Source organism: Stagnihabitans lacustris (assembly GCF_025950525.1).
In the GTDB taxonomy this organism is placed as follows: domain Bacteria; phylum Pseudomonadota; class Alphaproteobacteria; order Rhodobacterales; family Rhodobacteraceae; genus Stagnihabitans.
This window is the reverse complement of sequence record NZ_JAPDGS010000008.1, coordinates 99769-121101: the sequence shown is the minus strand read 5'-3', so window position 1 is coordinate 121101 and position 21333 is coordinate 99769. Positions and strand designations below refer to the sequence as shown.

Sequence of the window (21333 nt, the reverse complement as noted above, 5' to 3'; positions counted from 1 at the left end):
AACGACAGGTCAGGCAAGAGGGTCAAATACGTTGGCCCTTGGCGTCGAACAGATGCAAGGCCGCGGGGGGGACATGAATGGCGATGGGGGCGCCGATCGTGGTGCGGAAATCCTTGGCCGCCTTGACCGACACCAAAGCCTCACCCAGACGGACGGAAACCAGGGTGGCATCGCCCAACAGCTCCATCGCATAGACGGTGGAGTGGATCTGGCCTTCCTGCGCCACCGAAACGTCTTCGGCGCGGAAACCGACGGTCGCGGTCTGCGGCGCAAGGCCGGTCAGGGTCAGGCCGGGGGCGGTGAAGGTGCCATCCTGGACCACGCCGGGAACCAGGTTCATCGCCGGAGACCCGATGAAGCCCGCGACAAAGGTATTGGCGGGGCGGTCGTAGATCTCGGTGGGCGTGCCGACTTGCTGGACAAGGCCATGCGACATGACGACGACGCGGTCGGCCAGGGTCATGGCCTCGATCTGGTCATGGGTCACATAGATCGTCGTGGTCTTCAGCGTGTGGTGCAGGTTCTTGATCTGCGCCCGGGTCGAGACCCGCAGTTTCGCATCCAGGTTCGACAGCGGCTCGTCCATCAGAAAGGCGTTGGGCTCGCGGACAATCGCCCGGGCCAAGGCGACGCGCTGACGTTGACCGCCTGAAAGGTTCGCCGGGCGGCGGTCCAGATAGGGGCCCAGCTCGACCATCTCTGACGCTTTCATCACGCGGGCGTGGTGCTGATCGGCGGGGACTTTGCGGACGCGCAGGGGAAAGCGGATGTTTTCGTAAACCGTCAGGTTGGGGTAAAGCCCATAGGACTGAAACACCATCGAGATGTCGCGGTCCTTGGGTTCCAGCGTGTTCACCAGTTTCCCGCCGATGCGAATTTCCCCCTCGGATACGCTTTCCAGACCGGCGATCATCCGCATGGTCGTGGTCTTGCCGCAGCCCGAAGGCCCCAGGAAGACGACGAATTCGCCATCCGCGATATCCAGGTTCACATCCGCCACAGCCGACACCGGCCCCCAGCGTTTCGACAGGTTGATCAGACGAATATCGGCCATGGCTTACCCTTTGACAGCGCCGGCGGTCAGACCGGAAACGATCTGGCGCTGGAAGAAGAGGACGAGGAGGAACAAAGGCACGGTGGCCGAAACCACGGCCGCGACGGCGAACATGATGTTGCCCTCGTTCTGGATCGACCCCAGGAAGGACCCGATCTTGGGGATCATGGTCTGGTTTTCCTGGCGCAGCAGCATCGAGGTCACGGCGAAGTCGTTGTATCCCAACAGAAAGCTGAACAGCCCCGTGGTGATGACCCCGGGCCACATGACCGGGATGATGACCATCCGAAAGGCCTGAAACCGCGTGCAGCCATCGACCATGGCGCTTTCGTCCAGGTCCTTGGGGATCGACAGGAAAAACGAGTGCAGCATCCACAGCGTGAAGGGCTGGTTGATCGCCACCAAAACGATGATCGTCGTCGGCAGATAGCCCCAGATGTTCAGCTGAAAGAACGGCAGCAGATAGCCCGAGACCAGAGTGATATGCGGCATGGCGCGAAACACCAATGCGGCAATCAAGATCCAGAAGGCGTAACGTTGACCACTGCGGGCCAAAGCATAGCCGCCCATCGTGCCCAGGGTCAGCGAAATCGCCGTGACCGAGATCGTGACGATCAGCGTGTTGACCGCCGCGCGCCAGAACTCATTCTTGATCCAGGCGCCCTCATAGCCCGCGCCGGTGAAGGCGCCGCCGGTTTGCATCTGGGTGCGGACGCCCTCGATGGCGTTCCAAAAGCTTTGACGGCTGAAGAAGTCGGCCTCGACCTTGAAAGACCCCCAGACCGTCCAGACAAAGGGGAAGGCAGCGGCGATCAGCCAGACGGCCAGAAAGCCCAGGGTCAGGGCGCGCAGGCCCAATGGCAGGCGGGTGGGGGATGAATTGGCCATCAGACAGCCTTGCGGTTGAAGTCGCGCCAGGTGCGGACCAGCACGGGCGCAAGCAGGATCAGGACGCCGACAATGGTCAGCACAGAAGTCGCCCCGGCCGATCCGAATTGCTGGCTGTCGGCGGAAACCAGGTCGTTGAACACCAGCCAGGACAGCGAGGTCGCATTGGCCTCGGCCGAAAAGCCCACGACGGGTTCAAAGACGCGGAAGTTGTCCATCAGCTGCACCAGGGCCACAAAGGTCGCCAAGGGCATCAGATGCGGGATGATGACGAAACGCACGATTTCCCAGCGGCTTGCGCCGTCGATCCGCGCGCTTTCGATCGTGTCTTGCGGCACCGATTGCAGGCCTGCGTAAAACACCACGAAGGAAAACGGCGCATTGGTCCAGATGCCGTAGCCCAACAGCACAACCCAGGTCAGCGGCGCCGAAGCGCGCAAGCTTAGCGTCGGGTCGCCGGTCAGGGATTGCAGACTGGCGCCGACGATGCCTTGCGGGTTGAACATCCAGGCCACGATAAGCGAGCCCACCAGCGGCGTGATGATCATCGGCAGGATCGAGAAAAAGATCGCAGGCCCCTTCAGCACTGAAGGCAAGGTATTGATCGCCAAGGAAATCGCAAAGCCCAGGGCCATGGCCAGGGGGGTGACAAGGAAGCAATAGGTCAGTGTGAAGGCCAGCGCCTTGTAAAAGGGCAGGTTCATCACCTTGGCCAGCATGTCACCGCCCTCGGCCCAGATCTGCGCCAGCTCGGCGGTGGCCAGGTGATTGCGGTTGGTATAATTGGCCCAGCCGGCGAATTGGCCCATGGGCGCCTCGGCCTGCAGTTTCGCCATGGCCTCGGTGTCAACCTTGGTCTGGCTCTCGCAGCCAAAGGGGGTGCAGTTTTCCACCGTCACCACAACCGCTTCGTGGCCCTGATAAAAGCTTTGCACGATGACCGACAGGATCGGCAGGGTGATGAACAGGATCATGGCCAGGATCGAGGGCGCCATGAAAGCAAAGAAGGTGCGATGGGGCATCCGACCGGTCCTTTTGAAGGGCAGGGTCCGGTATAACCGGGAAAGGGAGCCCGGCCGTGCCCGAGGAGGGAACACGGCCGGGGAGAGGGTTACTTCAGAAAGCCGCCCTCTTTGGCTGCGGCGTCATAGGCGGCCTTCACATCGGCAAGCGCCTGGTCAGCCTCTTCCTTGCCGGCGATGAAGTCCGCGAGTTCGGCCGAAAGCGCCGTGTGCAACAGGCCCATATAGGGCTGCATCGGATAGGCGCGCGCCCCGCCCGAGGCATTGGCGATGACGCCCGAAGCCGCCTTGCCGGGTTCAAAGCCTGCGATCAGCCAGGTGGCCTTGTCGGCATTGGCCTTCATCATGTCCGGAGAGATGGCATGGACCATGGCCTGGAACGAGGCAGCCGCATCTTCGTCGCTGATGTTCTTGGCGATGGTGAAGCCGTCCCACCACAGGGCCGCCGTGGGAACGGTGCCGCCGGCCAGCGTCGGCGCTGCGGCGAATTCGGTGTTGGCGGCAACCTCGGGATTGGCGTCCGGGCCGATGGCCGCGCCCGCCAGCGAACCCCATTGCGTCATCATCGCAATCGAGCCGGCATCCCAAAGCTTGTTCAGCTCGTTGGCGTCATAGGTCAGGTAATCGGGGTTCATATAGCCCGTCAGCGCCCGCATATTGGCCAGAACCGCGCGGCCCTGGTCATTGTCGATGGCCAGATCGGCGCTGCCGGCTGCAAAGAACTCTGCCCCCGTGCCCAGATACATGTTGACGAATTCCGCGGCCAGGTCCCAGCCGGGCTTGTCCGACGCGGCAAGCGGGTGGTCCATCAGACCGGCGGCCTTGATCGCCTCGGCGGCGGCCAGGACCTCTTCATAGGTCTTGGGCACAGCGACGCCGGCCTTTTCCAGGATGTCCTTGCGGTAGAACAGGTGCTGGCCATTGCCCATGAAGGCAATCGCCATGACCTTGCCGTCGATCTTGATCAGCTGGTTGGGCGACAGCGAGGCGCCATATTTCGCCACCAGATCATCCAGCGGCCGGATCAGGTCGCCCGACAGCAGCGGCACGATCGAATTGTTGGCCACCACGGCAACGGTGTATTCCGACGGGTTGGCCGACAGCGCAGGCCCCTGAATGTTCTTGTGTTCGGCCGAGGCATTGGCCGTGACCTTGACCGCATCCGAGGCACATTCGGCGGCGGTGTCGTTCACGATCCGCAGCGCATCGAAGTCGTTCGACAGGATGCGAACCGAGCCCGCGCCCTCGATCATGCAGGCCGCGTTTGCGCCGCCCGCCAAAAGGGCGATCAGGCTGGCCGCGCCCGCCAATGCCCGGAAATTCATCGTCATGGTGTTTACCCCTCTGTTAAGATGCCGCGGAGGGCGTTCGCCCCCTCCGTTCTTCCGGCAGACAAACACATGTTGCATACGTTTGCAAACAGAATCTGCGGGCCGCCGTTCTGCGCCGGGCAAGTGCCGGAAAAACAAGCGGCCCCCGGATCGGGGGCCGCTTGGCAACGCTGTCAGAAGCTTACAGGCTGGCGGCTTTGACGTCGGCCATCTGCGCCAGTTTCACCTGAACCAGGGCCGAAGCCTCGTCATAGACGCGCCATTCATCGACGATCTTGCCATTCTTGTAGTGGAAATGGGTGATGCCCATGATCTGCACGCGCTTGCCGGTCGGATTGCCCAGGTGGTTCAGGATGCCATAGCCGATATGGTGGCCCTCCATGATCCAGCGCACGGCGACCTTTTCGCCGCCCTCTTCGCAAGGGGTCGAACAGATGTGATGCACGGTAAAGGCCGCATCGGGGAGAGAGCCAATGAGCCCCAGAGTCTGATGGATGATCGCGGCATGACCGTAAAGCTCGGCCATCAGCGGGCCATGATATTGCGCGGTCGGTGCATAGACCTGCGCGATCTGGCCCAACATCTTGCGGTTGAAGACGTCATGCATCCAGCGCAAGGTGTGGCGTTCCAGGTCGGTAGAGGCCAGAGAGAGATCGGCCTCAGCCTCGGGCGGGTATTGGCCGATCATGTGGCGGTTCTCGCCAATGTCCAAGGAAACCATGCCCTTGTCAAAGGCCGCCTTGGCGATGCGCTCGGCGTAACCCTGCACGTCGACGCCCAGTTGCTGCAGGATGGCGGTCGTATCGGCCACAACCCATTCGCGGTAGATCTTGTTTTGATAGATCATGCAGTCGGCCACGGTGCGCGAGGTGAACATGCGCCCCGTCGCCGCTCCCAGATGGCCGTTCTGGCTGTGCCGCCCCGTGCCCGTCACCAGATGTGAGGTGTAAAACCCCTGTTGATCATCGCCCTTCCAGATCACATGGGTGCCCATGCCGCGCCGCTCTGGAAAGCTGACAAGCCGCTGGATCGTGTCGCGCACGACCTCTTCGCGGGTGTAAAGCGTGCCGGTCGTGCCATACAGCACGCAATTGTGGGTGTAGTGGGTGTAGATCAGGCCGATGTCCCGCTCGTCCCAGATCTTGTGGGTGCAGCGGATGATGTAATCGACGATATCGGCATAGCAATCGTCAAAGCCCTGCATCGCCTGGACGCGCTTGGCGCCTTCGGGGGCGATTTCGGGGTAATCGCGGCGCTCGACCTGCATGATCTTGCCGGCTTTGACCGGCTGTTCGGATTTCTCGGCCATGACGACTCCTGACGCGGCTGTTTGCGGTGATCCTCACCGACTTTGCAAACGTATGCAACCAGAAAATGCAGCGATCAGCGTGGCGGGCAGATCGAAGCGCCCGGAAGATAGTCCAAGGGCACCAGGATTTCCGCGCGGGCGGCCTCGGGGCGGGTGTCGGGGGACAAAAGCGCAATCACATTCTCGCCGATCAGCCGCCCGATGGCCGAGATGTCGACGCGGAAGGTCGCAGGTGCCGGCGACAGAAAGCGCAGCTGCGGGTTCTCGCGGAAGGTGACGATGGACAGGTCCGGGCCGGGGGTGATCCCCTCGCGTTGCAGGCCGGCATAAAGGCCGACGGTCGTGGCCTCGGAACACAGCATCACCGCCGAGGGCCGGGCCTGCGCAAGTTGCCGCCCCAGCGCAAAGCCCCCCGCCTCGGAGGTCGGGTTGCGAAAGATCAGGGCAGGGTCCAGGGTCAGGCCGGCATCGGCCATCGCCGCCTCATAGCCGCGGCGATAGTGATAGCCCAACATCACGTCGTTGTCCGGCAGGGCCAGCGCGATCCGACGGTGGCCCTGCGCCACCAGTTCCGCGACCGAGCGGCGCGCGACGCCGTCGAAATCCATGTCGATCCAAGGGTAGGCGCCCGGGGTCTCTGACCGCCCCAGCGTCAGGAAGGGCAGGGTCGACCGCGTCAGCATCTCGATCCGGCGGTCGTGACGACGGGTCGCGGTGATCACCACGGCATCGACCAGACCACGGGCCACGAGGCGACCCAGAAACTCGGCCGGGTCATCGGCGGAATGACAGGGCAGGATCATCAGATCAAAGCCCTTGCCCGCCAGATACAGGTGCAAGGCGTCCAAAAGGATAAAGAAGAAGTCGCCCGATTCCTGATTGGCCGCCGAGCCCGTCTCGATCAGGAAACCGATGGTGTTGGTGGCGCCGCGCCGCAAGCTGCGGCCGGATTGGTTGGCGACATAGCCCAGCTCGATCGCGGCCTCCAGCACGCGGGCGCGGGTCGCGGCATTGACCCCGGGCCGGTTGTTCAGCGCCCGGCTGACCGTCCCGGTCGAGATGTTCAGGTGAAGCGCCAGGTCGCGGATATCGGCCATCGAAGTCCCGTTCGTAAACGTTTGCGAAACCGTCTTGACAGGAATCACCCCTTGCCTCAAGCCTTCGTAAACGTTTGCGATGACGCCGCCTGGAGGGGCCCGTTGTCGCTGAGGGAGGGGATTTTCATGCAAACCGCCGTTTTGGTGGGCTGCGGAGCCATGTCGGACGGCTGGCTTTCTGCGCTGCGCGACGTGCCGGAACTGGCGGCTGGCATCCGGCTGGCGGGTCTGGTCGATCTGGACCTGGGCACGGCCAAGGCGCGGGCGGCAAAGCATAATCTGGATGTGGCGACGGGCACCGACCTGGCCGCCATGCTGCAGGACCTGAAGCCCGACCTGGTGTTTGACCTGGTGATCCCCGCCGCCCGGGCGCAGGTCGTCAAGACCGCGCTGGCCCATGGCGCCCATGTCCTGTCGGAAAAACCCATGGCCAACTCGCTGGACGAGGCGCGCGACCTGATCACCGCAGCGGCCCAAGCGAACCGGCTTCATGCCGTCATCCAGAACCGCCGTTTCCTGCCCGGCATCCGCCGGATCAAACAGGCTCTGCCCCTGATCGGAGAGCTGACCGCCGTCCATGTCGACTTCTTCATCGGGGCGCATTTCGGCGGGTTTCGGGATCAGATGGAACATGTCCTGCTGCTGGACATGGCGATCCACACCTTTGACGCCGCCCGCTGGATCATCGACCGACCCGCAACCGGGGTCTATGCGCGGGAAACCAACCCCAAGGGCTCTTGGTATGCCCATGGCGCATCCGCCGATGCGCTTTTCGACTTCGAGGGCGGCGTGACCATGACCTATCGCGGGTCCTGGTGTGCCGAGGGCGCCAACACCGCCTGGGAGGCCTCGTGGCGCATCATCGGCACCGAAGGCACGATCCTGTGGGACGGCAACGAGGGCATCACCGCGCACCGTGTAAACGGCACCGAGGGCTTCTTCCGCCCCCTGACCCCCGTCGACATCCCCCCTGCCCCGCCCATGGTCGAAGGCCATGCCGGCGTGATCCTTGATTTCCTGCGCGCGGTGGAAACCCGCAGCAAACCCCTGACCGAGGGCCGCGACAACATCCGCTCGCTTGCCATGGTCTTTGCCGCCATCGACAGCGCCACCACCGGCGCCCCTACCGACATGAGGCCCCTATGACACAGACACTTCGCATCGGCACGATGATCTCTGCAAGCGGAGGCGAGGCCGCCGCCCGCATCGCGCAAATCGCAGACCTTGGCTTTGAAAGCTTTGAGCCGTTTTTCTGGCAGACCACCAATGGCCAGAACCTTGCAGACCTCGGCAAGCGCTGCCGCGATGCCATCGGGGATCGCGACATCACCATGGGAACGCTGGGCATGTTCGGCAACCCGCTGGAAACCGGGGAAATGGACCTTCAGACCCTGCAGGGCTGGAAGGATTGCATCGACAACGCCCATCACTTCGGCGCGCATACCGTTGCGGGCTTTACCGGCCGGCTGCGCGGTCGCCCGCTGCCCGAAAGCCTGCCGCGCTACCGCGAAATCTGGTCCGACCTGGCCAAGCGCGCGGCGGACAAGGGCATCCGCATCGCCTTTGAAAACTGCGCCATGGATGGCAACTGGCAGACCGGCGACTGGAACATCGCCCATAACCCCGACGCCTGGGAGATGATGTTCAACGAGACCCCGGACGACAATCTGGGTCTGGAATGGGAGCCCTGTCATCAGTTGGTTTACCTGATCGACCCCCTGCCGCAGATCCGGAAATGGGCGTCCAAGATCTTTCACGTCCACGGCAAAGATGCCACCGTCCGCCACGACGTGATCCGCGAGCATGGGATTTTCGGGCGTCACCCCTTTGTCTTCATGCGCACGCCGGGCTTTGGCGACAGCAACTGGACCGACATCATCAGCGAACTTCGCCTCGGCGGCTACCAGGGCTCCATCGACATCGAGGGCTGGCATGACCCGGTTTACCGCGACGCGCTGGAGATGACCGGCCAGGTCCGGGCGCTGAATTACCTGAAGGATTGCCGGGGCGGCGACTTTGTTCCGCTGTCGGCACAATACGAGGGCGGAGACCCCTCGCTGACCAAGTAACAGGCGCACAAGCCTGTTTTCAAACAACCAACGGGAGGAAGACATGAAGAAACTGTTTTTGGCGATGACCGCTTCGGTGATCGCATTGTCGGCCCAAGCCGAGCCGGTCAAGCTGACGATCTGGGGGCTGGATGGCGACAACGGGTTGATCCCGACCATGGCGAAAGAGTTCGACGACGCGAACGAGGATATCGTGGTCGAATTCCGCGCCGTGGCCTTTGACGATCTGGTGAACGAAACGCTGAAGGCCGTGGCCACCGGCAATCCGCCCGACATGATCAGCCTTGATAACCCGGATTTCGCGATGTTTTCCTCGCGCGGCGCCATGCTGGACATCACGGAACGGGTGGCGGCCAGCACGGTGATCAAGGCCGACAGCTATTACCCCGGCCCGTGGAATTCGGTGATGTGGGACGGCAAGGTCTATGGCGTGCCAAAGGCCACCAACACGATCGCGCTGTTTTACAACAAGGACCTGTTTGCCAAGGCTGGCATCGCGAACCCGCCCCAGACCTGGGACGAGCTGCTGGAGGATGCCCGCAAGCTGAACGATCCGGCCAACAAGGTTTACGGCCTGACCTGGTCGGCGCGGGCAAACGAGGAAGGCACCTTCCAGTTCCTGCCGTGGATTCAGATGTCGGGCGGCGGCTATCAGGCGGTGAACGGCCCCGGCGCGGTCAAGGCGCTGGACCTGTGGAAGACGCTTGTCACCGAAAAGCTGGGCTCTCAGGATGTGCTGTCCCAAGGCCAGTGGGATTCGACCGGCACCTTCAACGCGGGCAATGCGGCGATGGCGATCTCCGGCCCGTGGGAGCTGGGGCGCATGTCCACCGACGCCAAGTTCGATTGGGGCGTGACGCTGCTTCCGACCGAAACGGCGGGCGGGGCGCGGTCCTCGGCCATGGGCGATTTCAACTGGGGCATCTTTGCCGCGACCGAACATCCCGATGAAAGCTTCCGGATGCTGGAGTATTTCGTGTCCCAGGCCGACCGTCTGTTCCCCGAGTTTTCCAACATCCCGGCGCGCAGCGACATCGCTTTGCCCTCGACCGGCGACGCCCGCAAGGATGCGGCTTTGGCCGTGTTCCAGGAGCAGCTGAAATATGCCCAGCCGCGCGGTCCGCACCCGGAATGGGCCAAGATCTCGAAGGCGATCTATGACGCGATGCAACAGGCGCTGACCGGCCAGGCCACGTCGCAAGAGGCGCTGGACCAGGCGCAAGCCACCATCGACGGCATCCTGAAAGGCTGACGTCGCCGCCCGGGGGACGCTCCCTCCCCCGGGCACTCTTAACCGGAGACCCCAATGCGCATCCTTCGCAGCCTGACCGACGGCATCGGGTTTGACCTGATCCTGATCGGCGCCGCCATGGCCTTTTTGATGGCGATGGCCGGCCTGCCCTTGGTCTACAACGTGCTGATGAGCTTTCAAGAGGTTGACATGTTCTCCCTTGGAAGCCTGATCCGCCCCTGGGCGGGGTTCGACAATTACCGATCCGTCGTGGCGCAGCCGGAATTCTGGCTGGTGATGAAGAACACGGCGCTTTTCGTGGTGGGCTCCATCGCCGGCCAGTTCACCCTGGGCTTTGCGCTGGCGCTGTTCTTTCACCAGAACTTCCCGGGGTCGGCCACGATCCGGGGCCTGTTCCTGGTGTCCTGGGTCATGCCCGGCCTTGTGGTCGGCGCGATCTGGAGTTTCATCCTGGCGGGCGACTACGGCGTCTTGAACGCGCTGTTGCAAGGCGTCGGGCTGATTTCCGAGCCGGTCTTCTGGAAGTCCGATCCCAACCTGTCGCTGTATGCCGTCATCATCGCGAACATCTGGCTGGGTCTGGCCTTCAACATGCTGTTGCTCTCGGTGGGCCTCGCCGCCATCCCGCGTGACATCTATGAGGCGGCGGAGCTGGACGGCGCGACCGCCTGGCAAAGGTTCCGCACCATCACCCTGCCGATGATGCGCTCCACCATCGGCGCGGTGCTAAGCTTGGGCCTGATCGGCACGCTGCAGCAATTCGACCTTTTCCCCGCAATCACCGAGGGCGGCCCGGCCAACACCTCGAACGTCTCGCAATACTGGGCCTGGCAGATGAGCTTCAAACTTTACGACTTCGCCCGCGGCGCCACGATCTCGGTCATGATGCTGGTCCTGGTGCTGTTTGCCGCCGTGATCTACGTGCGATCCACAAGGGGCGAGGTGCGCGGATGAATATGGTGAAGCGCCCCTGGGTCTGGTTCGGCTTTGCGGTCTTTTTCGCGGCCATCTATCTGTTCCCGCTGTATTGGATGTATGTGACCGCGGTCAAAACCCAGTCCGAAATCTTTGTCTCGCCGCCGACTTTCTGGCCGAATGACCCCGATTTCGGCGTCTATTCCTATGTCTGGACCGACCGGAACATGGCGCCCTATCTGTGGAATTCGGTCGTTATCGCGTCGGGCGTCACCGCGCTGACCGTGTTTTTCGGCACCGGTTGCGCCTATGTGCTGGCGCGCTATCGCAACGCCTGGGTCGATGTCGGGCTGTTCACCATCCTGATGCTGCAGGTCCTGCCCGCCTCGGTCATGGTGACGCCCTTGTTTGTGGCCTTCAACCAGTTGGGGCTGCTGAACTGGCCCCGCAGCGCCGTGATCCTGGGCGCGGCCGCCAAGGCGATGCCCTTCTTTGTGGTCCTGACCCGCGCCGCCTTCATGTCCGTCCCGCGGGAGTTGGAAGAGGCCGCCTTGGTCGATGGCAACTCGCGCCTTGGGGCCTTTACCTCCATCGTGCTGCCCCTGGTGCGCAATGGCGTGCTGGTCTGCGCCATCCTGACCTTCATGAGCGCCTTTGGCGAGTTCATCTATTCCAAGTCGATCATCCAGGACCCGGGTCTTCAACCGGCCTCGGTCGGGCTGCAAGGCTTTCTTGGGCCGAATTCAAAGGACTGGAACGCGATCATGGCCTATTCCGCGATCTATGTGACCCCGATTCTTGCGATCTTTGTTTTGCTGCAACGCCGGATCGTTTCTGGCCTGACCTCCGGAGCCCTGAAATGAACGGCGCAATGAACCAGATCGAACTGACCGGCATCGAGAAACATTACGGCGGCTATCACGCGTTGAAATCGGTCAATCTGGCGATCCCCAAGGGCGGGTTTGTCGCCTTGGTCGGCCCGTCGGGCTGCGGGAAAAGCACCCTGCTGCGCACCATCGCGGGGCTGGAGACGATCACCGGCGGGGCGATCCACATCGCGGGGCAGGATGTCACCACCCTGCCGCCGCGCCTGCGCGACATCGCCATGGTCTTTCAAAGCTATGCTTTGTATCCGCATATGACGGTGGCCGAGAACCTGACCTATGCCCTGCGGCTGAAAGGCGTTCCCAAACCCGTGGCCCGCAAACGCGCCGAGGATATCGCCGAGACCATCGGCCTGACCCCCCTGCTGGACCGCTATCCCCGCGCGCTGTCGGGCGGCCAAAGGCAACGCGTCGCCATGGGCCGGGCGATCATCCGCGAGCCCAAGGCCTTTCTGTTCGACGAGCCGCTGTCCAACCTGGATGCCGCCCTGCGCGTCCATATGCGCGCCGAGATCCGCAAGTTGCACAACCGGCTGGGCGCGACCTCGGTCTATGTGACCCATGACCAGATCGAGGCGATGACCATGGCCGATCATGTCGTCGTGATGCGGGCGGGGGTTATCGAACAGCAAGGCGCGCCCTTGGAGCTTTATGACCGCCCCGCCAACCGCTTTGTCGCGGGCTTTATCGGCAGCCCGGCGATGAACTTCATCGACGCGGTGACGACGGACCAGGGTGTAAAACTCGCCCTCCCCGGTGAGCCTGTGATTGCGACGACAACCCGCAGCCAACCGGGCCGCAAGGTGCTGGCGGGCCTGCGCCCCGAACATCTGGCCGTGGACCCGGACGGAGCCTTGCGCCTGCCCGTGGCGCTGGTCGAACAAACCGGCTCGACCTCGTATCTTGTGACCGACACCGAACCGATGCTGACCGTGTCGGCCAACCTGCGGCGCGATATCCACCCGGGCGATGTGGTGGGCCTGTCCATCGACCCCGCGCGCGTGCATCTGTTCGACCCCGCCACCGAAGCGCGGCTATAAGGGAAGGGGAGCGCCCACCCCGTCCCGGGCGCTTGCCCGGGGCTTGAGGTGGGCGCTTCCCCCTAACCATTACCCCTGCCCGTGTTCATAAGGCACGTCTCGGCGCAAATCCGGGTCGATGCTCAACCGGCGTCCCACCGGCGGAAAGGCCCGTTGCGCGCAATCCGCCCGGTCACACAAGCGGCACGAGGTCCCGATCCGCGCCACCTCTCCGCGCTTCACATCCAGCCCATCGGCAAAGACCACCCGATCCGCATAAGCGATGTCGCACCCCAACCCCAAAGCATAGCGCCGCACCGGCGCATGGGCCGTGGCCCCCCTTTTGGTGATCGCCACCGCCAGCGACAGATAGCGCAGCCCGTCCGGCATCTCGGCCACCTGGGTCAGCATCCGATCGGGCGTCTCGAAGGCCTCATGCACGTTCCACAGGGGACAGGCCCCGCCATAACGCGCAAACTGGAACCGCGTCGCAGAGTGTCGTTTGGTGATGTTCCCCGCCCGGTCCACTCGCAGAAAGTAAAACGGCACCCCCTCCATCCCCGGCCTTTGCATTGTGGAAAGCCGGTGACAGACCTGTTCCAGGCTGGCGCCGAAACTGGCCGCCAAGGCCAGGATGTCATGGCGCAGCGCCCCCGCCGCAGACAGGAACCGCCCATAGGGCAAGACCAAAGCCCCGGCGAAATGGTTGGCCAGCGCCACCCGCGCCACGGCCATGGCGTCCGGACTGCGAAACCCCGCCCCCCGCGCGATCCGGTCGATCTGCGCCCCCGCCTCCAGCAGCGCCAGTTGATGCGCCAACGCAAAGGTCTGCGTCGGGCGGTCGGCAAAGGCATCCACCGTCACCACCCCCGCCGCGCGGTCAAACCGCCGGATCGGCTTGCGGTGATCCAGGCCCCGGTCATAGCCCACCTGCACGCCATGCCGTTGCACCAACCGCGCCTTGATCCGTTCATGCGCCTCGGCCCCGGCAATCGGCAAAGCCTCACTGACCGCTTCCGCCATCGTGTCCAGCTCGTCCACGTAATTGCCAATGGAATGGAAGTAATCGCGCACCTCGTCATAGGGCAGGTTCTGCTCACCGGTCGTCTGGTCCAGCGCCATGTAACGATCCAGCGTCGCCCGATGCGCGCCCTGCAGCCGGATCAGCGCCCGGGCCACCGAAGGCGCGTTCTGCGCCACCGATTTCACCTCGACGGCCGGGGTTTCCGCGCCCCCAAAGGCCGGGTCCGACAGGGCATCGCGCAGGTCATAGATCAGCCGGTCCTGGGCATCATCCGAAAACGCCGCGACATCGACGCGAAAGACCCGTGACAAGGCGATCAGCACATTGGCCGACAGGGGCCGCTGGTTCTGTTCGATCTGGTTCAGGTAGCTGGGCGAAATATCCAGTTTCCCGGCCAATTCGGCCTGCGTCATCCTTGCGTCGGCCCGCATCGCCCGTATCGTCAATCCGGAGAAGAGTTTGGCTTGTGTCATTTTGCGAATCTGCGAAGTTTGCTGATTTGCAAGATGGCACGAAAACCCGAGACATGCGCAATAAAATTACAATAGGGGTCAGGGAACGATGGGGGGACGCATGAAAGACGTGTTGCAAGAGCTGGAAAACCGCCGCGAGGCCGCGCGTCAGGGCGGCGGTCAGCGCCGCATCGACGCCCAGCACGCCAAGGGCAAGCTGACCGCGCGGGAACGGGTGGAACTGCTGCTGGACGAGGGCTCTTTCGAAGAGTTCGACATGTTCATGGCCCATCGCTGCACCGAATTCGGCATGGAATCCGACCGCCCCGCAGGCGACGGCGTCGTGACCGGCTGGGGCACGATCAACGGCCGCCAGGTCTATGTCTTCAGTCAGGATTTCACGGTCTTTGGCGGGTCTTTGTCCGAAACCCATGCGCAAAAGATCTGCAAGATCATGGATATGGCCATCCAGAACGGCGCCCCGGTCATCGGCATCAATGACAGCGGCGGGGCGCGCATCCAGGAAGGTGTGGCCTCCTTGGCCGGTTACGCCGAGGTCTTTCAGCGCAACATCATGGCCTCTGGTGTCGTGCCGCAAATCTCGCTGATCATGGGGCCTTGCGCGGGCGGGGCGGTCTATTCCCCCGCCATGACCGACTTCATCTTCATGGTCCGCGACAGCTCTTACATGTTCGTCACCGGCCCCGATGTGGTGAAAACCGTCACGAACGAGGTCGTGACCGCCGAAGAGCTGGGTGGGGCGCGGACCCATACGTCGAAATCCTCGGTCGCCGATGGCGCCTTTGAAAACGACGTGGAAACCCTGGCCGAGGCCCGGCGCCTCTTCGACTTCCTGCCCTTGAACAACCGCGAAAAGGCGCCGGTCCGCCCCTTCTTTGACGACCCCGCCCGGCTGGAGGCCAGCCTTGACACGCTGATCCCCGACAACCCGAACACGCCCTATGACATCAAGGAACTGATCCTGAAGACCGCCGACGAGGCCGATTTCTTTGAAATCCAGGCCGCCTATGCCGGCAATATCGTCACCGGCTTTATCCGGCTGGAGGGTCAGACGGTCGGCGTCGTGGCCAATCAGCCGATGGTTCTGGCAGGCTGTCTGGACATCGACGCCAGCCGCAAGGCCGCGCGCTTCGTGCGGTTCTGCGATGCCTTCGAGATTCCGATCCTGACCTTTGTCGATGTCCCCGGCTTTCTGCCCGGCGTGACGCAGGAACTGGGCGGCGTCATCAAGCATGGCGCGAAACTGCTGTTCGCTTACGGCGAGGCGACGGTGCCCAAGGTGACGGTCATCACCCGCAAGGCCTATGGCGGCGCCTATGACGTGATGGCCTCCAAACACCTGCGCGGCGATTTCAACTATGCCTGGCCCACCGCCGAAATCGCGGTGATGGGGGCGAAAGGCGCGGTGGAAATCCTGTATCGGTCGGAACTGGGCGACCGCGACAAGATCGCCGCCCGCCAGGCCGACTATGAGGCGCGCTTTGCCAACCCCTTCGTCGCCGCCGAAAAGGGCTTTATCGACGAGGTGATCATGCCCCATTCGACGCGCAAACGGATCGCCCGCGCCTTTGCCTCGCTGCGGGGCAAAAAGCTGGTCAACCCGTGGAAGAAACACGACAATATTCCCTTGTGAGGCCCATCATGTTCAAGAAAATCCTGATCGCCAACCGGGGTGAGATCGCCTGCCGCGTCATCAAGACCGCGAAGAAGATGGGCATTGCCACCGTCGCCGTCTATTCCGACGCGGACCGCAATGCGCTGCATGTGAAAATGGCCGACGAGGCCGTCCATATCGGCCCCTCACCGGCCAACCAGTCTTATATCGTCATCGACAAGATCCTTGACGCCGTCCGCCAGACCGGCGCCGAGGCCGTCCATCCCGGTTACGGCTTCCTGTCGGAAAACCGCGCTTTCGCCGCCGCACTAGAGGCCGAAGGCGTGGTTTTCATCGGCCCGCCCTCCTCCGCGATTGAACAGATGGGCGACAAGATCACCTCCAAAAAGATCGCCCAAGAGGCGGGCGTTTCCACCGTCCCCGGTTACATGGGCCTGATCGACACCCCTGACCAGGCCGCCGAAATCGCGGCCCAGATCGGCTACCCCGTCATGATCAAAGCCAGCGCAGGCGGCGGCGGCAAGGGGATGCGCATCGCCTGGGACGATGCCGAAGCGCGCGAAGGTTTTGACTCTTCGCGCAACGAGGCCAAGGCCAGCTTCGGCGACGACCGCATCTTCATCGAGAAATTCGTGACGCAACCGCGCCATATCGAAATTCAGGTCCTGGCCGACAAACACGGGTCAACGCTGTATCTGAACGAGCGGGAATGTTCGATCCAAAGGCGAAACCAGAAGGTGATCGAAGAGGCGCCCTCGCCCTTCCTGGACGCCGCCACCCGCAAGGCGATGGGCGAACAGGCCTGCGCTTTGGCGAAAGCCGTGGGCTATACCTCGGCGGGCACGGTGGAATTCATCGTCGACGGCAACCGCAACTTCTATTTCCTTGAAATGAACACCCGCCTGCAGGTCGAACACCCGGTCACGGAACTGATCACCGGCATCGACCTGGTGGAACAGATGATCCGCGTGGCTTATGGCGAGCCGCTGGCGTTCACCCAACAAGACGTGAAAATCCACGGCTGGGCGATGGAATCACGCCTTTACGCCGAGGACCCCTACCGCAAATTCCTGCCCTCCATCGGCCGCCTGACCCGCTATCGCCCCCCGGTCGAAGGCCCAACCGAAACCGGCATCATCCGCAACGACACCGGCGTCACCGAGGGCGGCGAGATCAGCATGTTCTACGACCCGATGATCGCCAAGCTCTGCACCTGGGGCCCAACCCGCGCCGCCGCCATCGAGGAAATGCGCCTCGCGCTCGACACATTCGAGGTCGAGGGCATCGGCCACAACCTGCCCTTCGTGGCCGCCGTCATGGACCACCCGCGCTTTACCAGTGGCAACATCACCACCGCCTTCATCGCCGAAGAATACCCCGACGGCTTCAAGGGCGCGACGCTTGATCCCGACACCCTCCGCCGTGTCGCCGCCGCCGCCGCCGCCATGAACCGCGTGGCCGAGATCCGCCGCACCCGCATCTCCGGCACGATGGACAACCACCGCCGCCGCGTGGGCGACGCCTGGGTCGTGGACATCCAGGGCGAGACGATCCCCCTGACGATCAAGGCCGATCCCAACGGCTCCACCGTCACCTTCGACGACGGCACCCACCTGCGCGTCACCTCTGACTGGAACCCCGGTGAGACCCTGGCCCGGCTTCACGTCGGCGCCGCCCCCCTGGTGATGAAAGTCGGCAAGATCCCCATGGGCTTCCGGCTTCGGCTCCGGGGCGCTGACCTGAAAGTCCTGGTCCGCTCGCCCCGCGCCGCCGACCTTGCCCGGCACATGCTGGAAAAAGCCCCGCCCGATACGTCGAAATACCTCCTTTGCCCGATGCCCGGCCTTCTGGTCAAACTCGCGGTCGAAGAAGGCGAAGAGGTCGAGGAAGGTCAGACCCTGGCCACTGTCGAGGCAATGAAGATGGAAAACATCCTCAAAGCCACCCGCGCCGGCGTGGTGAAAAGGATAAAACACCAGCCCGGCGCCAGCCTTAAAGTCGACGACATCATCATCGAATTCGCCTGACACCAAGCGGCGCCCCTGACCGGCGCGCCGCTTCGAATTCATCTTTTCATAAATATCCCGGGGGTCCGGGGGCAGCGCCCCCGGCGACCTCCACGAGGAGATCACGATGACGAATTCCGACTGGACGGCCAAGGATTGGGAAAAGCTTGCCACCAAAGAGCTGAAGGGCGCCGCCCCCGAGACGCTGAATTGGCAAACGCTTGAAGGCATCGCGGTCAAGCCGCTTTACACCGCCGAAGATGCCAATGACCTCGCCCATATGGGCGGCTTCCCCGGTCTTGCGCCTTTCACCCGGGGGGTCCGGGCCACGATGTATGCCGGCCGCCCCTGGACGATCCGGCAATATGCGGGGTTTTCCACGGCCGAGGAATCCAACGCCTTTTACCGCAAGGCGCTGGCCGCCGGTCAACAGGGCGTCTCTGTCGCCTTCGACCTGGCCACCCATCGCGGCTATGACAGCGACCACCCCCGCGTCGTCGGCGATGTCGGCAAGGCCGGCGTCGCCATCGACAGCGTCGAGGACATGAAGATCCTGTTTGACGGTATCCCCTTGGATAAAGTCAGCGTTTCCATGACGATGAACGGCGCGGTCATTCCGATCCTGGCGTCTTTCATCGTGGCAGGCGAGGAACAGGGCGTCCCCCGCGCGGCGCTGTCTGGCACGATCCAGAACGACATCCTCAAAGAATTCATGGTGCGCAACACCTATATCTATCCGCCCGAACCCTCGATGCGGATCGTCTCGGACATCATCGCCTATACCGCCAGCGATATGCCGAAGTTCAACTCGATCTCGATTTCCGGCTATCACATGCAAGAGGCCGGGGCGAACCTGGTGCAAGAGCTGGGCTTCACCCTCGCCGATGGCCGCGAATATGTCCGCGCCGCGATTGCGCGCGGCATGGATGTCGACGCCTTCGCCCCGCGCCTGTCGTTCTTTTTCGCCATCGGGATGAATTTCTTCATGGAGGCCGCGAAGCTGCGCGCCGCCCGCCTGCTCTGGCACCGCATCATGACGGAATTCGGCGCCACCAAGCCGGAATCCCTGATGCTGCGCACCCATTGCCAGACCTCGGGCGTCAGCTTGCAGGAAAAAGACCCCTATAACAACGTCATCCGAACGGCCTATGAGGCGATGGCGGCGGCGCTTGGGGGCACCCAATCCCTGCACACCAATTCCTTTGACGAGGCCATGGCGCTGCCCACCGAAGCCTCGGCCCGGATCGCGCGCAACACCCAGTTGATCCTTCAGGAAGAAACCGGCATCACCCATGTCGCCGACCCCTTGGCGGGCTCCTATTACGTCGAGGCCCTGACGGCGGAACTGGCCGACAAGGCCTGGGCGCTGATCGAAGAGGTGGAATCCCTGGGTGGCATGACCCGCGCCGTGGCCAGTGGGATGCCGAAACTGCGGATCGAGGAATCCGCCGCGCGCCGACAGGCTCTGATCGACCGCGGCACCGAAGTGATTGTCGGCGTGAACAAATACCAGCCCAAGAGTGATACGCCGGTCGATATCCTGTCCATCGACAATATGGCCGTGCGCGATGCGCAGATCGCCCGGCTGGCCACGACCCGCGCCGTCCGGGATGAGGCCAGGGTGATCGCAGCCCTTGCGCGCCTGGAAGAGGCCGCTCGCGGATCGGCCAACCTGCTGGAGGCGGCCGTGACCGCCGCCCGCGCCCGCGCCACGGTGGGGGAAATCTCGCTTGCCATGGAAAACGTCTTTGGCCGTCACCGGGCAGAGGTGCGGACGCTGTCGGGCGTCTATGGCGCGGCCTATCACGGGGACGCAGGCTTTGAGGCGATTGCTGCAGATATCAAGGCCTTTGAGACGGCTGAGGGTCGCCGCCCCCGCATGCTGGTGGTCAAGATGGGCCAGGATGGCCATGACCGCGGCGCCAAGGTCATCGCAACCGCCTTTGCCGATATGGGCTTTGACGTCGACATGGGGCCCTTGTTCCAGACCCCCGAAGAGGCCGCGCAAGACGCCATCGACAACGATGTGCATGTGGTGGGGATCTCGTCGCAGGCGGCGGGTCATCGGACCTTGGCGCCGAAACTGATTGCCGCGCTGCGGGAAAAGGGCGCCGGGGATATCCTGGTGATCTGCGGCGGCGTCATCCCGGCCCAAGACTACGAGGAACTGAAGGCCGCGGGCGTCAAGGCGATCTTTGGCCCGGGAACCAATATCCCCCAGGCCGCCGCCGAGGTCTTGCGTCTGATCCGGGCGCGCTGACCCCGGGGCATGCCCCGGGCTACGCAATGGAGCCAGAGCGCCCTTGACCCGCCCCCCCCCCCTGCCCTATCCCTTCCCCGTCCGGCGCCTGCAAAGGCCGGGAAGGCGGTGCAACTCCGCCGCGTGCCCAACGCTGTAAGGTGGACCCGCCGCAAGATGCCACTGGGAGGACCCGGGAAGGCGCGGCAGGGGAGGAAACCAAGCCAGAAGACCGGCCGGACAAGATAGGGGCAGCGCCTGGAAAGCGCGGCTTCGGTCGATGACAGGGGAATGTCCATGACCAGTCCTTCGGGTGCGCTCGCGCCCGCCTTTGCCTTTTCGCAGGCCGAACGCGACGCGCTTTACCGCGCCATCGAAACCCGCCGTGATGTCCGCAGCCAATTCCTGCCCGACCCGCTGGACCCTGCCCTTCTGCGCCGGCTGCTGGATGCCGCCCATCACGCGCCCTCGGTCGGCTTCATGCAGCCCTGGAACTTCGTGGTGATCCAGGACCGCCAGGTCAAGGCCGACCTGCGCGCCGCCTTTGCCCGCGCCAATGACGAGGCGCGCGAGATGTTCCCCGAAGAGCGCCGCGAGCTTTACGGCTCGATCAAGCTGCAGGGTCTGACCGAGGCGCCTGTGGTTCTGGTCATCACCTGCGACCACACCCGGGGCGGCAAGGTCGTGCTGGGACGCACGCACAACCCCGACACCGACCTGTATTCCACCGCCTGCGCCGCGCAGAACCTGGCGCTGGCCGCCCGGGCCGAGGGCGTGGGCGTGGGTTGGGTCAGCATTTTCCGCGAGGCCGAGTTGCGCGCCATCCTGCGCCTGCCCGACCATGTGACCCCTGTGGCCTGCCTCTGCCTTGGCCATGTCGCCGAACTTTACACCGAGCCGGAGTTGCAGGCTCGCGGCTGGCGGTCGCGGCTGGCGCTGGAGGATCTGATCTTCCAGGACCGCTGGCCAGAGGAGGCCTGACCGCCCAAACGGCTTGATCTCTTTTCCGGGCCGCTGATCCGATTTCGCTGGATTTTAACGGAAACTTTCCTTCTGGATAGGTTAACATTGGGAAACTGGCCCTATCCTTGGCGGGCCAGACCTCCGAAGTTGACCGTCCAGAAGACCGGAAAGAC

17 protein-coding genes and 1 riboswitch are annotated in these 21333 nt (G+C 63.5%); of the genes, 10 read left to right on the top strand and 7 right to left on the bottom strand.

The window, feature by feature from the left end; translation table 11 throughout:
• Window positions 1-22: 22 nt before the first annotated feature.
• The 6 genes from NX862_RS16630 to NX862_RS16605 form a co-directional block, all read right to left on the bottom strand.
• Window positions 23-1054 (bottom strand): ABC transporter ATP-binding protein, encoded by a 1032-nt coding sequence (locus tag NX862_RS16630; protein WP_264495064.1) that lies wholly within the window; start codon window positions 1052-1054, stop codon window positions 23-25.
• Between the two features lie 3 nt (window positions 1055-1057).
• On the bottom strand, window positions 1058-1942 hold the full coding sequence (locus NX862_RS16625) for a carbohydrate ABC transporter permease (RefSeq protein ID WP_264495063.1): 885 nt from the start codon (window positions 1940-1942) through the stop codon (window positions 1058-1060).
• Window positions 1942-2964 (bottom strand): carbohydrate ABC transporter permease, encoded by a 1023-nt coding sequence (locus tag NX862_RS16620; protein WP_264495062.1) that lies wholly within the window; start codon window positions 2962-2964, stop codon window positions 1942-1944. Before NX862_RS16620 ends, NX862_RS16625 begins: the two co-directional genes overlap by 1 nt.
• 89 nt (window positions 2965-3053) lie before the next feature.
• A complete protein-coding gene (locus tag NX862_RS16615) occupies window positions 3054-4295 on the bottom strand; it encodes an ABC transporter substrate-binding protein (protein ID WP_264495061.1) in 1242 nt (413 codons plus the stop codon).
• Window positions 4296-4476: 181 nt separating this feature from the next.
• Window positions 4477-5604, bottom strand: coding sequence for a nuclear transport factor 2 family protein (locus tag NX862_RS16610; RefSeq protein ID WP_264495060.1), 1128 nt, complete (start codon window positions 5602-5604; stop codon window positions 4477-4479).
• Between the two features lie 74 nt (window positions 5605-5678).
• Window positions 5679-6701 (bottom strand): LacI family DNA-binding transcriptional regulator, encoded by a 1023-nt coding sequence (locus NX862_RS16605; protein ID WP_264495059.1) that lies wholly within the window; start codon window positions 6699-6701, stop codon window positions 5679-5681.
• Between the two features lie 126 nt (window positions 6702-6827).
• Between NX862_RS16605 and NX862_RS16600 the strand changes: the two genes are divergently transcribed.
• From NX862_RS16600 to NX862_RS16575, 6 genes are read left to right on the top strand one after another with little or no spacing between them, the layout of a single operon-like run.
• Entirely contained in the window at window positions 6828-7847 is a 1020-nt protein-coding gene (locus NX862_RS16600; RefSeq protein WP_264495058.1) for a Gfo/Idh/MocA family protein, read from the top strand.
• Window positions 7844-8770, top strand: a complete 927-nt coding sequence (locus tag NX862_RS16595) for a sugar phosphate isomerase/epimerase family protein (RefSeq protein ID WP_264495057.1) — start codon at window positions 7844-7846, stop codon at window positions 8768-8770. Before NX862_RS16600 ends, NX862_RS16595 begins: the two co-directional genes overlap by 4 nt.
• Before the next feature lie 43 nt (window positions 8771-8813).
• Window positions 8814-10022, top strand: a complete 1209-nt coding sequence (locus NX862_RS16590; RefSeq protein ID WP_264495056.1) for a sugar ABC transporter substrate-binding protein — start codon at window positions 8814-8816, stop codon at window positions 10020-10022.
• Window positions 10023-10076: 54 nt separating this feature from the next.
• Entirely contained in the window at window positions 10077-10976 is a 900-nt protein-coding gene (locus NX862_RS16585; RefSeq protein WP_264495055.1) for a carbohydrate ABC transporter permease, read from the top strand.
• Window positions 10973-11800, top strand: coding sequence for a carbohydrate ABC transporter permease (locus NX862_RS16580; RefSeq protein ID WP_264495054.1), 828 nt, complete (start codon window positions 10973-10975; stop codon window positions 11798-11800). Before NX862_RS16585 ends, NX862_RS16580 begins: the two co-directional genes overlap by 4 nt.
• Complete coding sequence (locus tag NX862_RS16575; protein WP_319800892.1) at window positions 11797-12861, top strand: ABC transporter ATP-binding protein; 1065 nt, start codon at window positions 11797-11799, stop codon at window positions 12859-12861. The genes NX862_RS16580 and NX862_RS16575 overlap by 4 nt, the downstream gene beginning before the upstream one ends.
• A gap of 69 nt (window positions 12862-12930) precedes the next feature.
• Here NX862_RS16575 and NX862_RS16570 read toward each other — a convergent pair whose 3' ends face one another.
• Window positions 12931-14337: a helix-turn-helix domain-containing protein gene (locus NX862_RS16570; protein ID WP_264495053.1), complete on the bottom strand. Its 1407-nt coding sequence runs from the start codon at window positions 14335-14337 to the stop codon at window positions 12931-12933.
• 100 nt (window positions 14338-14437) lie between these two features.
• Here NX862_RS16570 and NX862_RS16565 point away from each other — a divergent pair, with 100 nt between their 5' ends.
• From NX862_RS16565 to bluB, 4 genes are all read left to right on the top strand, one after another.
• Complete coding sequence (locus NX862_RS16565) at window positions 14438-15970, top strand: acyl-CoA carboxylase subunit beta (protein WP_264495052.1); 1533 nt, start codon at window positions 14438-14440, stop codon at window positions 15968-15970.
• 8 nt (window positions 15971-15978) lie between these two features.
• The gene (locus NX862_RS16560; protein WP_264495051.1) at window positions 15979-17979 is read left to right on the top strand and encodes an acetyl-CoA carboxylase biotin carboxylase subunit; all 2001 of its coding nucleotides are present in this window, start codon (window positions 15979-15981) and stop codon (window positions 17977-17979) included.
• 106 nt (window positions 17980-18085) lie between these two features.
• Window positions 18086-20218 (top strand): methylmalonyl-CoA mutase, encoded by a 2133-nt coding sequence (scpA, locus tag NX862_RS16555; protein WP_264495050.1) that lies wholly within the window; start codon window positions 18086-18088, stop codon window positions 20216-20218.
• A gap of 65 nt (window positions 20219-20283) precedes the next feature.
• Window positions 20284-20452, top strand: a riboswitch (cobalamin riboswitch).
• A gap of 42 nt (window positions 20453-20494) precedes the next feature.
• A complete protein-coding gene (bluB, locus tag NX862_RS16550) occupies window positions 20495-21178 on the top strand; it encodes a 5,6-dimethylbenzimidazole synthase (protein WP_413694582.1) in 684 nt (227 codons plus the stop codon).
• Window positions 21179-21333: the final 155 nt, after the last annotated feature.